The sequence below is a fragment of the Stenotrophomonas sp. 78350_Sma genome (assembly GCF_056482105.1).
This window is the reverse complement of record NZ_CM151182.1, coordinates 2945597-2958552: the sequence shown is the minus strand read 5'-3', so window position 1 is coordinate 2958552 and position 12956 is coordinate 2945597. Positions and strand designations below refer to the sequence as shown.

General features: G+C 65.2%; 13 protein-coding genes. 9 read left to right on the top strand and 4 right to left on the bottom strand.

The window, feature by feature from the left end:
- Window positions 1-190: 190 nt before the first annotated feature.
- From ACZK4H_RS13795 to ACZK4H_RS13785, 3 genes are all read left to right on the top strand, one after another.
- On the top strand, window positions 191-520 hold the full coding sequence (locus ACZK4H_RS13795; RefSeq protein ID WP_099552396.1) for a hypothetical protein: 330 nt from the start codon (window positions 191-193) through the stop codon (window positions 518-520).
- A 169-nt stretch (window positions 521-689) separates the two neighbouring features.
- Window positions 690-3152 carry a S9 family peptidase gene (locus tag ACZK4H_RS13790; RefSeq protein WP_099552354.1) on the top strand — a complete coding sequence of 821 codons (2463 nt, stop codon included), beginning with the start codon at window positions 690-692 and terminating at the stop codon, window positions 3150-3152.
- Window positions 3153-3354: 202 nt separating this feature from the next.
- The gene (locus ACZK4H_RS13785) at window positions 3355-3675 is read left to right on the top strand and encodes a hypothetical protein (protein ID WP_099552353.1); all 321 of its coding nucleotides are present in this window, start codon (window positions 3355-3357) and stop codon (window positions 3673-3675) included.
- Between the two features lie 13 nt (window positions 3676-3688).
- Here ACZK4H_RS13785 and ACZK4H_RS13780 read toward each other — a convergent pair whose 3' ends face one another.
- Window positions 3689-4672 (bottom strand): hypothetical protein, encoded by a 984-nt coding sequence (locus tag ACZK4H_RS13780; RefSeq protein WP_099552395.1) that lies wholly within the window; start codon window positions 4670-4672, stop codon window positions 3689-3691.
- A gap of 138 nt (window positions 4673-4810) precedes the next feature.
- Here ACZK4H_RS13780 and ACZK4H_RS13775 point away from each other — a divergent pair, with 138 nt between their 5' ends.
- Genes ACZK4H_RS13775 through ACZK4H_RS13760 form a run of 4 tightly spaced genes read left to right on the top strand, consistent with a single transcriptional unit; the run spans window position 4811 to window position 9034 of the window.
- Entirely contained in the window at window positions 4811-5776 is a 966-nt protein-coding gene (locus tag ACZK4H_RS13775; RefSeq protein ID WP_099552352.1) for a DUF2268 domain-containing putative Zn-dependent protease, read from the top strand.
- A gap of 53 nt (window positions 5777-5829) precedes the next feature.
- The gene (locus ACZK4H_RS13770) at window positions 5830-6651 is read left to right on the top strand and encodes a hypothetical protein (protein ID WP_143567603.1); all 822 of its coding nucleotides are present in this window, start codon (window positions 5830-5832) and stop codon (window positions 6649-6651) included.
- Window positions 6651-8243: an FAD-binding protein gene (locus ACZK4H_RS13765; RefSeq protein WP_099552350.1), complete on the top strand. Its 1593-nt coding sequence runs from the start codon at window positions 6651-6653 to the stop codon at window positions 8241-8243. Before ACZK4H_RS13770 ends, ACZK4H_RS13765 begins: the two co-directional genes overlap by 1 nt.
- Before the next feature lie 11 nt (window positions 8244-8254).
- Window positions 8255-9034, top strand: a complete 780-nt coding sequence (locus tag ACZK4H_RS13760; RefSeq protein ID WP_099552349.1) for an SGNH/GDSL hydrolase family protein — start codon at window positions 8255-8257, stop codon at window positions 9032-9034.
- On the opposite strand, the gene ACZK4H_RS13755 is transcribed toward ACZK4H_RS13760, so the two are convergent.
- Window positions 9009-9893, bottom strand: coding sequence for a LysR family transcriptional regulator (locus ACZK4H_RS13755; RefSeq protein WP_099552348.1), 885 nt, complete (start codon window positions 9891-9893; stop codon window positions 9009-9011). The genes ACZK4H_RS13760 and ACZK4H_RS13755 overlap by 26 nt on opposite strands.
- 105 nt (window positions 9894-9998) lie before the next feature.
- On the opposite strand from ACZK4H_RS13755, the gene ACZK4H_RS13750 reads away from it, so the two are divergent.
- Complete coding sequence (locus ACZK4H_RS13750; protein WP_099552347.1) at window positions 9999-11132, top strand: agmatine deiminase family protein; 1134 nt, start codon at window positions 9999-10001, stop codon at window positions 11130-11132.
- A gap of 6 nt (window positions 11133-11138) precedes the next feature.
- Here ACZK4H_RS13750 and ACZK4H_RS13745 read toward each other — a convergent pair whose 3' ends face one another.
- The gene (locus ACZK4H_RS13745) at window positions 11139-11684 is read right to left on the bottom strand and encodes a thioesterase family protein (RefSeq protein WP_099552346.1); all 546 of its coding nucleotides are present in this window, start codon (window positions 11682-11684) and stop codon (window positions 11139-11141) included.
- 69 nt (window positions 11685-11753) lie between these two features.
- Here ACZK4H_RS13745 and ACZK4H_RS13740 point away from each other — a divergent pair, with 69 nt between their 5' ends.
- The gene (locus ACZK4H_RS13740) at window positions 11754-12329 is read left to right on the top strand and encodes a TetR/AcrR family transcriptional regulator (protein ID WP_099552345.1); all 576 of its coding nucleotides are present in this window, start codon (window positions 11754-11756) and stop codon (window positions 12327-12329) included.
- A 34-nt stretch (window positions 12330-12363) separates the two neighbouring features.
- Here ACZK4H_RS13740 and ACZK4H_RS13735 read toward each other — a convergent pair whose 3' ends face one another.
- Window positions 12364-12675, bottom strand: coding sequence for a hypothetical protein (locus ACZK4H_RS13735; RefSeq protein WP_099552344.1), 312 nt, complete (start codon window positions 12673-12675; stop codon window positions 12364-12366).
- Window positions 12676-12956 lie beyond the last annotated feature (281 nt).

Genomic DNA, 12956 nt, shown 5'->3' with positions numbered 1-12956 from the left:
AAATTCACGCGACCGTTCCGTGGTGTGGGCCAGACTCATGCCGCAAGTGAAGAACAAGTCCGGGAGCTGGGTGGTCGCTCGACGCATTGTCGCTGTCGTCTGAGTAGGCTTTGACTCAGACACATTCGCAGCGTAAGCGCGACGATTGGTGTTAGTTGTCGCTTCCCATAGTACGCTCGGAGGTGCAATGATGAAGATCGAATCCATTCCCCTGCTGCCCCCACTGGACGATGCCAAGGCCGAGGAAATGATCGGCAAGGTCGTGCTGGTCGGTGTCACCCGCTATGGTGGCGACGGCCAGGTGCAGGGTCTGGAGCAGTACGCGGGCACCGTGCTGCGCATCAGTGCCGACGAAGGCGTGGTACTGGCCGACGAAGGCGATGGTCATGAGCGTTACCTGCCACCCATGCTCGACCAGTACCAGCGGGCCGAGCCCGGCGAGTACCGCATGCGCAACAGTGGCATGATCGTGGTCGACCCCGATTACCTGACGGCCTGGGACCTGCACGCCCAGCAGTGATGACAGGCCACGCCTGGCAGGGGCCGGCCCATCGCCGGCCTCTCCGCGTGCGTCCCACTTTGCCCCATCCGGCCACTAGCCCTTCCGGCCCATTCACGACAACCCCTGCGGTGCTAGATTCGGGTCCATGCCCTATTCCGGGTACCCATTCACACCCCAGGGGATAAGGATGCTGATCCGTCGAACCTCTCTGGCAGCGGCAGTTGCCGTTGCCACCGTCGGCCTGTTGGCCGCTGGCCCGGCCCTTGCCGATTACGCGAAGCCGCCGGAACACCTGCTCAAGGTGCTGAAGGCACCGCCACCGCCGGCGCCGAACGTGGCCCCGGGCGGCCAGCGCCTGCTGCTGACCACTGCGCAGACCTATCCGTCGATCAGCCGCGTTGCCCAGCCGTACCTCAAGCTGGCCGGCGTGCGCCTGGAGCCGAAGAACCGCAGCCGCCATGACACCCCCGGGGGCTACGGTATTCCGGCCTGCGTGGCCGACTTCACCCTGGTCGACATCGGCAGCGGCAAGGAGACCAAGGTCAACCTGCCGCAGGGCTGCGCCACCGGCGCGCTGTGGTCGGCCGATGGCAGCCACTTCGCCTTCCAGAACGCAGTCGATACCAGCGTGCAGCTATGGGTGGGCGATGCCGCCACCGGTCAGGTGAAGCAGGTGCCGAACGTGCAGCTGAACCCGATCTTCGGTTACACCGTGCAGTGGCTGGGCGGCAGCCAGAACCTGCTGGTGAAGCTGGTGCCGGCCAATCAGGGCCCGGCGCCGTCCAACGGTGGCGTGCCGACCGGTCCGGATGCGCAGGAGTCGCTGGGCAGCAGTGGCGAGAGCAGCACCTACGAAGCCCGCGACACCCTGACCAGCGTGCATGACGAGAAGCTGTTCGCCTATTACGGCGCTTCGCAGCTGGCCGTGGTCGATACCGCCGCCAACAGCGTGCGTCCGGTCGGGCAGCCGGCGCTGTTCAACGAAGTCAGCGCCGCGCCCGATGGCGTGCACGTGCTGACCGAATCGATCAAGGCGCCGTACTCGCATGCGGTGACCTACCAGCGCTTCGCCAACGACGTGGCGGTGTTGGACGTGAGCAATGGCCGCAGCACGCCGATTGCCAGCCTGCCGCTGGCGGACCGCGTGCCGGTGCACGGCGTACCGGAAGGCCCGCGCGGTTTCGACTGGCGTGCCACCGATCCGGCGACCCTGGTCTATGCCGAAGCGCTGGACAAGGGTGACTGGAAGGTGAGCGTGCCGCATCGCGACCGCGTGCTGATGCTGAAGGCACCGTTCAACGGCAAGCCGACCGAAATCACCCGCACCATGCAGCGCTTTGAAGGTTTTGCGTGGACCGCCGATCCGGCCGTGGCGTTCCAGTACGAGAACGACGAGAACCGCCACTGGATGCAGACCCGCATCGTCGATGTGGACCAGCCGAAGAAGGAAGGCCGCCTGCTGTGGGACATGTCCAGCGATGAGCTGTACGGCAACCCCGGCAACCTGGTCTTCACCCGCCTTCCGAATGGCGCGCAGGTCGTGCGCCGTGAGGGCAACCATGTGTTCCTCAGCGGCCGTGGCGCGTCGCCGCAGGGCGACCGTCCGTTCCTGGACCGCCTGGACCTGGGCACGCTGAAGAGCGAGCGCCTGTTCCGCAGCAGTGCCGACGCCTACGAACAGTTCCTCGGTTTCAGCAGCACGCCGGGGCGCTACCTGACCTGGCACCAGTCGGTCATCGATCCGCCGAATGCCTTCATCCGCCAGCAGGGTGAGGCAGTGGCCGATGCGAAGACCGGCGAGGCGCAGTTCGCCTCCACCGCGACCGCGCTGACCAAGCTGGTCGACCCGACCCCGGAAGTGCGCCAGATCAAGAAGCAGCTGGTGACCTACAAGCGCGCCGACGGCGTGGACCTGTCGTTCACTCTGTACACGCCGCCGGGCTACAAGGAAGGCCAGCGCGTGCCGGCGATCCTGTATGCGTACCCGGCCGACTTCGCCAACGCCGCTCAGGCCGGCCAGGTGTCCGGTTCGCAGCAGACCTTCACCCGCCTGCAGCCGTACCGCCTGATGCTGCTGGCCGGCTACGCGATCATCGACAACGCCTCGTTCCCGATCGTGGGTGACCCGAAGAACGCGTACGACACCTACCTGGAGCAGCTGGAAGCCGACGCCAAGGCGGCGGTGGACAAGGCCGTGGACATGGGCGTGGTCGACCGCAACCGCATCGGCGTGACAGGCCACAGCCACGGCGGCCTGATGACCGCCAACCTGATCGCGCACACCACGCTGTTCAAGGCCGGCGTGGCGACCAGTGGTTCGTACAACAAGACCTTCACCCCGTTCGGCTTCCAGAACGAACGCCGCTCGGTGTGGCAGGCGCAGGACGTGTACCTGAAGGCCTCGCCGTTCTTCTACGCCGACAAGATCAAGCTGCCGCTGCTGCTGGTTCACGGTGAGGACGACGCCAATCCGGGCACCGAGCCGTTCCAGTCGCGCAAGCTGTACCAGGCGATCCGTGGCAACGGCGGCACCACCCGCCTGGTGATGCTGCCGAACGAGCCGCACTGGTACACCGCGCTGGAGTCGAACGAGCAGCTGGTATCGGAAATGCTGAACTGGTTCGACACCTATGTGAAGAACGCCAGGTAAGGGAACAGGAAGGCCACCTCCGGGTGGCCTTCCTGCATCCTGCTGCAGTGCCGAGCCTAGGCTCGGCTGCCCGTTCGCCTGTAAAGAGCTGCAAGTGCTCTGCAATCAACTGTGGAGACTCGGTAACGACGTGTTACCGGCACATTCGCGTGCCATGCAAATGGTCTAGGCTGAACCTGTAAGTCCGTCCCGGGTCGGTGCAATGAAAGCCATCCTTCTTGCTGCAACGTTGTCGTTGTTCCTGGTCTCAACTGCGGGTGCTCAGCCGCTGCCCGCCGAACTGGCGCAGCTGGGGATCATCGCCGGCATGCCCTACGCCAAGGCCAAGCGCCTGCTGGACGCGGCCGGTTGGCAGGTGAAGCCGGTGGAGGGCGCGCCGGAATCACTGGAGGGCTTTCCGGAAGTGGGGTGCCAGAAGGGCGGGAAGCAGTGCGCGACGACCTTCGAGAAGGGCGAACAGCAGGTTGCCGTGCGGCTGGGCACTACCCTGGCAGGCCAGCCCTTCGTGCAGGGCGCTGACTGAAGGCCTGCCATCCTCACGCCAGCGGCAGGCGCCCCTGCACGTGTGCCAACCGGTCGTGCAGTTCGCGCACGTGCTCGGCCTTGGCATGGATGCGCGTGGTATCACCGAAACTGCGCAGATAAGCGCAGGCGGCAAAGCCAGCACTCTTTTTTTCGTACTCGGCAATCCAGGCCAGGCGGTCCGGGTTGTTGGCCTGTTCGGCTGACCACGCCGCCACCGGTGGGCGGATGCGGTATTTCAGGCCGACGCGCCACGGTTTCGGTGTCAGTCGTGCACGGAAGCAGTGCTGCAACCGGCACATGCGCGCGTACAGGGCGTCGGTGCCCAGTGCCTTGAAGAACGCCTGCAGCTGCTCGTCCTCGGGTGAGAAGGTGGCATGCATGGCCAGCACGCGCAGTCCGGCCGGCGTGCGGTAGGCGCGCAGATGCCAGTCCGGGTGCTGTTCGCTGAAGGCCGCGACCCGCTGCAGGGCCTCGCCTTCGGCGCCGCCGGCCGCGGCCAGGCGTCGCTTGCGCTGCATCAGCATCGCGGTGTTCACCAGCACCACGGCCGCCACACCCAGGACCAGTCCCACCAGCCAGTGCCAGAGCAGGGTGCCAATGATGGCGCCGGCGAACAGCAGCACTGCCGCGATGATTGCAGGCATCACGCAACCTGCCGGTGGCTGCGCATGGTCGATGTCGGCGAACAGCACGTCCGGTGTGTTCAGGCACAGCGCACCGTAGCTGTTGCGGGTGATGATCACATCGCCGTCGCGCTGCACGATCTGCTCGCGGATCGGTACACCTTCCACGCCGTAATTGCTGCGTACTTCGCGGCGCGGCAGCGCCTGCCCGGCAAGGATGGCGTTGAGTGCTTCGTTGGCACGGCGGTCGGCGTGACCCTGGGCCTCGGCAGGGCCCTCGTCTGACCAGCCGAAGCGGCGCACGACCACTGGCCGGCCACGGAAACGGCCCTGAAGGCGGGCTTCGGCCCAGTACGCGGGAACGATCATCATCGTGCGGTGCTCCATCTTCCATGGCAGGTGCCGAAGCGAGTCTGGCACAGCGCCGGGGCGCCCGCATCCGCCTGCTGCAGTGGGCCGGGCGGAGTGATAGATTGCGCGCTTCGCATGCACACCACCAAGGACGGAGCGATGTACATGATCCTGCGCGGCCTGTTGGCCCTGGCCTGTGCCGGGGCGATGGGCGTGGCGACCGCAGCGGTACCGGCGGGGCCGCAGATCCTCACCGAGGATGTCAGTCGTTTCTATGCGCTTTACGACAGCGCCGGCGGTAAACCCAGTGTTGCGCAGTTGCGTGGCTACATGGCCGAAGGCTCGGCTGGTCTGGCGGAGCTGGCCAAGGCGCGCCGGGTCACCGCAGAGCGTATTGCCGAGTCCATCGCCAGCCAGCCGGAGCTGTACGCGCAGGGCCGGAACTGCCTGGCCGAGCTGCCGGCGGTGAAGCAGCGCCTGGTACAGGTGTTCGCCAACCTGCAGGCCATCTACCCGCAGACCCGGTTCCCGCCGGTGACCATCGCGGTGGGCCGCGGCCGTCCTGTGGGGCTGACCTCGAAGAGCGGGGTGATCATCGGTCTGGAAGCGCTGTGCGCGGCCGACTTCATGAATGCCAATGTGCAGGACCGCTTCGTGCATGTGATCGCACACGAATACGTGCATATCCAGCAGACCGGCCTGACCGACTTCGAGCCGGGTGACCCGCGCGCGACAGTGCTGCGCGTGTCGTTGGGCGAAGGCATCGCCGAGTTCATCACCGAACTGATTTCCGGCAACGTCGGCAATGGACGCCATGCGGCGTGGACACGCGGCCGGGAAGTGCATATCGAAAGTGCATTCGCGCTGGATCTGGACAGCACCGATCTGTCTCCGTGGCTGTACAACTACAAGCCGGGCTCGCAGGATCCAAACGACCTGGGCTACTGGGTCGGTTACCGCATCGCCAAGGCCTACTACCTGCAGGCCAAGGACAAGCGTGATGCGGTGCGTGCGCTGATCCAGCAGGACAACCCGAAAGCGATCCTGGCCGACAGTGGCTGGACGCCGGGCATGTGGATGCCGGCGAAGGTGACCGGTGTGGCGGCGCGTGCATCTGCGCGCTGAGCTGTTCGACACGAACGAAACCATGATCGCAGCAACGCGGAAGGAGCACGGACGTGTACAGATTTGATCCAAACGAAAATCCATTCGTGGAGGACCTGCTTCGCCTGTTGGGCCCACGGGGGCGCGGATTCTCCTATCGGTGGCACCCTTCAGTTCCAGTGAAGGGGCGATTCTCCCCTGCCCAGTTCCGTGCGCTTGCACGGATTTTCCTGTCGCGGTTGTACGGCGTGGATCAGGGCGGCTACCTGAAACACGCGCATGTATCGCACGACGGCCCCGTGCGCTGCAGTGTTCGCGTGGTGCTGGATCATGAAGATGGATACCTGCGCCAAATGCTCGGGTCGATGCGCCGTGAACAGATGTCTGGTCTTGTGCCGGAAGACACACGGGTGGTCCTGGTCCATGTGGGTTTGGACGGTGTAACCGAGCTTTTCAGTGGCCGGCGTGACGTACTTGTCCGTAGCCTGATTGAGTTGTTTGGCGACAAAGATCCCTATGGTGAAGTTGATCGCGAACCGCACCGGTGGCCTTTCGGCGCGTGGATGTACGATGTAATGGATTCAATCGTGGACCCAGAGGGACGCGTTCCACCGCTTGATGGCGTCGAGGCGCGGGATGCCTACTGGGGCGACATCTCCTGCGATGACGATGACGATGACGCATGGCTGCGGCATCGCAACGAGCCACCGGGTGCTGTGGCGAATGACGGTCGCGGTCGCCACGGTGGTTCCGGAGACGGAGGAGACGGTGAAGGACCACGAGGCCCCGATGATCGCGATGGGCCGGGGCGTGGCGGCGTGATGGAAGTGCTTGGTCACCCGGTTCTGTTTTCAGCCGATCCGCAGTTGCTGGCCGATATCCTGGAGAACCTGTGATGAGCGCCGTCATCCCAGTTTCCGCACCTGACGACGCACTGGATGTGCTGACCCTGCTTGCGCTGAAGATCGCGCCGCGACAGTTCGACCTGAGCTATCGGTTCTCCAACATCAGCATCCGCGACCAGATCGTGCGGGCGCAGATGCTGATCCAGCAACTTCACGCGCTGGGTGCAGTCGGTGCCGACGCAGTGAAGACAGATCCCGGCCCGTCCTTCGACCTGCTCATCTGCGGTGCCGGGGCAGCGGGCCTGGCCGCGGCGCTTGAGGCCGACCGGCTCAAGTTGCGCTTCATTCTCATGGACACCGATTCACAGGCTGGCGTGGGAGGAGTACTGCGTTCACCCGCCGCCAGATATGTCAGTGCGGCCATGTACGAATGGCCGCACAGCAATCATGCCGACCACCGTTACCCGCTGCGGTCGGCCGCGTTTGGCGCTGCGAGTGTGGGGCTGCAGCTTCATATGACTAAGCCCCTGCCGGCGGCAGGGGTGGGTGGCGTGCTCGATGCTGCCTACGCAACCGAGGTGGCTGGCTGGATCCAGCATGCGGCGAACTGGGGTTCGCAATCTCACATCCGGAGTGATTCCTGTTTCATCAGGGGAGCAACGCTTGAGCAGCGATCCAAGGAACGGTTGAAGCAGATGACAATCGGGCCGGCGAGTGTTCACGCGATTCCACTGAAAGCGCGCCCGTTGCCTGCCCTGTATATCAGCACCGCATCGAACACCGAGGCGCACCACTTCCGCTTCGTGATTTACGCCATGGGCTACGCGAAAGAGAAGAACCAGTATGCCGAGGGTCTGGACTGCCCATCGGCCTACTCGAATACGGGATTCTGGGACTGCGACGAGGTCATGAAACCTCGTCTGGGGTTCACGCCTCCTGCGGGGAACAAGCACTGGCGTCCACGTGTGGCCATCCTGGGTTCCGGCGACGGTGCTCTGCAGGATGCACTACGCTGCCTGTTGAAGGTTGCTCATCCGCTTGATGCTTGGAACCGTGTCATTGCGAAGTCGAAGGTGGCCGGGTCCGTCGAGATCAGCCAGGCGCTGCGCGAGCTGGCAACGGCGGACATGCACGCGACGATGGCAGCCACCTGGAGTTCCTCGCCAACGATCTACAAACGTCTGGACAGGCGCTTTGCCCTTGTCGCCAGGAAGCTTCTGAATTCAAGGAAGGTCGGTTCGGCTGTGAGCAAGGCCGTACTGAAGATGCTGCGCAAGGATGTTGACGAGGTGATGCTGGTCACCCATTCGGGGCACTTCAGCAAGGCATACGCGCTGAACAGGTTCCTGCTGATCCTGCTCCATCGCATACTGAGGCGCGAAGCCGCCAACGGCCGGCCCCGCTTGATTCTCAGGTCTGGGCCGGTGAATCAATTCAGTGTCAATGGCACCCCCCCAGGACCGCGAGGCGGTACGCTGCAGTTCGCCTCCGGCCCCAAGACATTTGATCTGATCATCGTCCGGGGTGGATTGAAGACGGATACCGAAAACGCGTTTCCCCACCGGGTCGGTCTGTCCGGCCGGGATACAGGGCGGGCGGGCCTCGGACGTGTTCCCCTGCCGATCCGGCCGCCACTACTTTGAAGGAAAAAAACATGCGAAGTGCAACGCGTTGCAGCCTTCTGTTCGGCTTGCTTGTTGTCTGCACAAGTGTGGAGGCGGGTGAGGTTCCAGCGGTATCGGGACTGCTGGCCACGCCCGTCGAGCAACTCAGCCAGGACGAACTGCAGTACCTGCAGCGAACCGTTGCGGATTTCGGGCAGCTGCAGCGCTATCGCGGTGCCAACGCACAGTTGCCTGCCACAGTATCCGGGCAGCCACGCGTAGTGTTCTTCGGCGATTCCATCACCGAAGGCTGGGGCAGGGAAGGCAGCGCTGGATTCTTCCCCGGCAAGGGGTGGCTCAATCGTGGCATCAGCGGCCAGACCACGGCACAGATGCTGGTGCGGTTTTCCCAGGACGTGCTGGCGCTCAAGCCGCAGGTGGTGGTGATCCTGGCCGGCACCAACGACATCGCCGGCAATACCGGCCCATCCACGCAGGGGATGATCGAAGACAACCTGCACGCGATGGTTGAGCTGGCCCGTGCACATGGCATCGCCGTGGTGCTGGCCTCCGTGCTGCCGGTGAGCGAGTACCCGTGGATGCCGGGCATCACGCCTGCGCCGAAGGTGCGCGCATTGAATACGGCCTTGAAGCGCTACGCCGAGGCGAAGCAGCTGGTCTATCTGGACTACTACACGCCGATGGTCAATGCCGCCGGCGGCCTGGATCCGCAGCTGGCCGAAGACGGTGTGCATCCCACCACGAAGGGGTATGCGGTGATGGCGCCGTTGGCCGAGGCAGCGGTCACACGCGCGCTGGAGCAGCGGTAGCCGCAGCGGGCAGGCTCGCCAGCAACCACTCACAGAAACTGATCACCAGCGGATCGGCAGCGCTGTCCTGGTGGACCAGCCAGCTCCAGCGCGGGCCGCGCACGCGTGCCTCATCCAGCGGCTGCAGCAGGCCCTGATCGCAAGCACGAGCGGCAAGCAGTTCGCTGACCAGCGCGATGCCGAGACCCTGGCATGCGGCATCCAGCAGCTGCCCGGGCTCGGAGAAATTCATGCCTTCGCGGCGCTGACCGACATCGACGCCGCCTTGGACCTGCCATTGGCTCCAGTCCATCTCGCGCTCGCCATGCAGGGTCAGGCGCTCATGCATGGGCGTGGCCAGCAGGTCGGGATGGCAGGCCGGGAAGAGGCGATCCTGCAGCAGCACGCGGTGCTGGCACTGGGCCTGTGAGTCCAGGTCGTCGCGTACCGCCACGTCCAGCGTCTGCGTGGTCATATCCGGTGCTTCCTCGCTGGTCAGCAGCCACAGGTCGGCGTCGGGGTGCAGGCGGTGGAAGCTGGCCAGGCGCGGCACCAGCCAATGGCGGGCGAAGGCCGGGGTGGTGTTGACGATCAGTTGATTCGGCTTGCGGTACTGATCGAGCCGGCGGATACCACTGGCCAGCTGCCGCAGCAGCGCCTGCGTGGTTTCCAGCAGGTCGATGCCGGCGTCGGTGAGGGTGACGCTGCGGCCCTGCCGGAAGAACAACGGTTGCTGCAGCGAGGCCTCCAGGCCACGGATCTGCTGGCTGATGGCCGATTGGGTCAGGTGCAGTTCCTCAGCCGCCCTGTGGAAGCTACCCAGGCGGGCGGCGGCCTCGAAACCTCGCAGCGCGTTCAGCGGTGGCCAGTGCTTGAGCATTGCTGATAAGGAGAGCTGTTCAATTGTCGGCTGAATCTATCGTTTGTTCTTATGTGTCTGCAAGCGCAGCATGGTGTCCATCCCACACCGGCCATGGAGCCTGTCATGAACAGCCGTCGACACTTCCTCACCCAACTGGCCGGCGCCGCTGGTCTTGGCGGCTTGGCCGCCCTCGGCCTGGCAGGGTTGCCGGGCCGCGTGGCTGCGGCGGGGCCGGGCGCGGGTATCTGGCGGATGCCCGACGAGCACGGCCCGCAGGAGCGCGTCTTCCTTGCCTTCGCCGCGCAACCGCGGGTGTGGGGTGCGCAGGCCGACGCGGTGAATACCGCCGTCGCCCGCCTGGCCCGCACCATCGCTCGCCACCAGCCGGTCAGCGTGCTGTGCCGTCCGGCGCAGCGGAAGCTGGCGCAGGATCGCTGCGGCCGCGACAACATCGAGTTCCTCGAGGTGCCGCTGGATGACATCTGGGTGCGCGACTACGGCGGCTGCTTCGTCACCGATGGCCAGGGTGGGCTGGGCCTGGTTGATTTCAACTTCAATGGCTGGGGTGGCAAGCAGAGCGCCCGCAACGATGGCGCGGTGGCGCCGTGGCTGGCGCAGGTGACGGGTGCCACGCTGCTGGAAAGCGATCTGGTGGGCGAGGGCGGTGGTATCGAAGTCGATGGCCACGGCACGGCCATCCTCACCGAAAGCTGCTGGGTGAACCGCAATCGCAATCCGGACTGGTCGCGCGCGGATATCGAAGCCGAGCTGAAGCACCACCTCGGCCTGCGCAAGGTGATCTGGCTGCCCGGCATCGCCGGCGAAGACATCACCGATGCGCACGTGGATTTCTATGCGCGTTTCGTGCGGCCGGGCGTGGTGATCGCCAACCTGGACAATGATCCGGAGTCCTATGACTACGATCTGACCCGCGAGCACCTGGACATTCTGCGCGGGGCCACCGATGCCGATGGCCGTCGCCTGCAGGTGCACACCCTGCCGCCGCCACTGGACGGGCGCGACAACGTGCATACCCGCGACAACGACGATCTGGCCATGGGCTACATCAACTACCTGCCGATCAACGGCGCGGTGGTCGCGCCGCAGTTCGGTGACGACGCAGCCGATGGCTACTGCCGTGAACTGCTGGAAGACATGTATCCGGGCCGGGTGATCGAACAGGTGGATATCGATGCGATCGCCGGTGGTGGTGGCGGCATCCATTGCGTGACCAAGAACATGCCGAAGGTCGGCTGAGCTGCCTCAGGCGTCGTCCAGCTTCAACGCCGCATCGGCGGCCAGCAGCGCTTCGGCGGCCGCACTGAGCGGCGGCGACGGCGGGGCGGCCACGCCGATCGCTTCCATCATCTTTGGCATGCCGAGGAACTGGCGCGCGCGGCGGTCGTAGATGCCGGTGACCAGCAGCGCGCGCGTGGCAATCTTCTGCTCGGCACCGATCAGCACGCGCTGCTCCATGATGCCGCGCGAGCCGACCCAGCCCACCAGGCGCGTTTCCAGGGTGAAACGCTGGAACGGTTTGAGCTCGCGGCGGAACTGGATGGTGCCGGCGCCGACGATCGGTGCCCACTTCTCCCGCAGCGCCACCCGGCCCAGGCCCATGCGCAGGATCAGGTCCAGCCGGCCCAGGTCGAAGATGTTCCAGTAGCGGCCGTTGGTCATGTGCAGGTTGCTGTCCAGATCATTGGGCAGCACCCGGAACTGCAGGCGCGAGACCCCGAACGGGGCCTCCAGCTTCGGCCGGAACAGGCTGCACAGCAGCAGATGGAGCAGGCGGAACCAGAGATTCATGATTATGACGACTGTTATAGAATCGCCGATACGCTAATCTATGACGACTGTCCTGGCAAGGAGCCTGCCATGAGCCCGCGCCCCTCTGATGCGCCACAACGCGTGATTGATGCTGCGGCACAGATGCTGGCGCGCGTGGGTCTCAATGCCACCAGCATCCGTGAAGTGACCAAGCTGGCCGAGGCGCCGCTGGGCTCGACCTACCACCACTTTCCCGGCGGCAAGCAGGAGCTGCTGGCGCGTGCCACTTACATGGCTGGCGACAAGGTCGAGGCGCTGCTGGTGCAGTTGCTGAAGGAGGGAGCGGCGCAGGGTCTGCAGCAGTTCCTGGCGATGTGGCGCGAGCGTCTGCTGCGTTCCGGGTTCCGCGCGGGCTGTCCGGTGCTGGCCGCTGCCGTCGAAGAACCGGTCGAGGCGGTTACCAGCCAACCGCGCGTGGCCGCCGCAGAGGTGTTCGTGCGCTGGCAGGGGCATCTGGCCGCAGCCTTCATTGCCGACGGCCACGAACCTGCGGCGGCGGATGGACTGGCCAGCCTGGTGATTGCCAGCGTGGAAGGCTCCGTGGCCATGAGCCGTGCGCTGCAGGACATCGCGCCGTTCGACCAGGTGGCCGCGCAGTTGCTGAAGGCCGCCGCGCCTCCTTGATCCGGCTATTCGTGTGCGGGAGACGCGCAGCAGATCATCTGAAGATCAGCATGTAGCTCCAGCCGAGCGCGATGGGCAGGAAGGCCGCGATGGCCGACGCGCCAAACCAACGCAGGTAGCTGCGAGAGGCGGGGGCTCCCTGCCGCTTGAGGGCCCAGGCATGCATCGGGAGCACCAGCAACGCCTGCACCGCAAAGGTGGCCATAGCGGCAAGCCATGCCAGCAGGATGCCGAGGCAGCCATCGCTGAAGCAGCGGCTACCGAACCACGAACCCCAACCGGCGAGGCCAATCATTGGAACGAACATCGCGAGGGCGGTGGCGCGGGTGAACTGGGAGGCGTGCATGCCGTGACGCTTGCTTTTTCTGGTGCAGAATCATAATCCAGCCGCCGGCGCGCGGGTCCAAGGCCGGCGCCAGTGCGGCCCGTGGGTGATGGACCCGCGGCCCCATCGCGCTAGAATCCGCCCACCACCGCCTACGCGTGCCCGGCAAGGATGTCCGCATGCAGTATCAGGTTTCTGAGCTCCCTGGCCGCGATGCCTCCCGCCGACGGGTGGCGGCATGAAGAACTCGCGCCATTTTTCCATCAGTGCATTGAAGCTGCCCAGGAGCCGTGGCGGTGAAG

Coding starts and splice junctions, on each gene's coding strand:
- ACZK4H_RS13795 (WP_099552396.1), top strand. CDS start 191: ATGAAGATCGAATCCATTCCCCTGCTGCCCCCACTGGACGATGCCAAG.
- ACZK4H_RS13790 (WP_099552354.1), top strand. CDS start 690: ATGCTGATCCGTCGAACCTCTCTGGCAGCGGCAGTTGCCGTTGCCACC.
- ACZK4H_RS13785 (WP_099552353.1), top strand. CDS start 3,355: ATGAAAGCCATCCTTCTTGCTGCAACGTTGTCGTTGTTCCTGGTCTCA.
- ACZK4H_RS13780 (WP_099552395.1), bottom strand. CDS start 4,672: ATGATGATCGTTCCCGCGTACTGGGCCGAAGCCCGCCTTCAGGGCCGT.
- ACZK4H_RS13775 (WP_099552352.1), top strand. CDS start 4,811: ATGTACATGATCCTGCGCGGCCTGTTGGCCCTGGCCTGTGCCGGGGCG.
- ACZK4H_RS13765 (WP_099552350.1), top strand. CDS start 6,651: ATGAGCGCCGTCATCCCAGTTTCCGCACCTGACGACGCACTGGATGTG.
- ACZK4H_RS13760 (WP_099552349.1), top strand. CDS start 8,255: ATGCGAAGTGCAACGCGTTGCAGCCTTCTGTTCGGCTTGCTTGTTGTC.
- ACZK4H_RS13755 (WP_099552348.1), bottom strand. CDS start 9,893: ATGCTCAAGCACTGGCCACCGCTGAACGCGCTGCGAGGTTTCGAGGCC.
- ACZK4H_RS13750 (WP_099552347.1), top strand. CDS start 9,999: ATGAACAGCCGTCGACACTTCCTCACCCAACTGGCCGGCGCCGCTGGT.
- ACZK4H_RS13745 (WP_099552346.1), bottom strand. CDS start 11,684: ATGAATCTCTGGTTCCGCCTGCTCCATCTGCTGCTGTGCAGCCTGTTC.
- ACZK4H_RS13740 (WP_099552345.1), top strand. CDS start 11,754: ATGAGCCCGCGCCCCTCTGATGCGCCACAACGCGTGATTGATGCTGCG.
- ACZK4H_RS13735 (WP_099552344.1), bottom strand. CDS start 12,675: ATGCACGCCTCCCAGTTCACCCGCGCCACCGCCCTCGCGATGTTCGTT.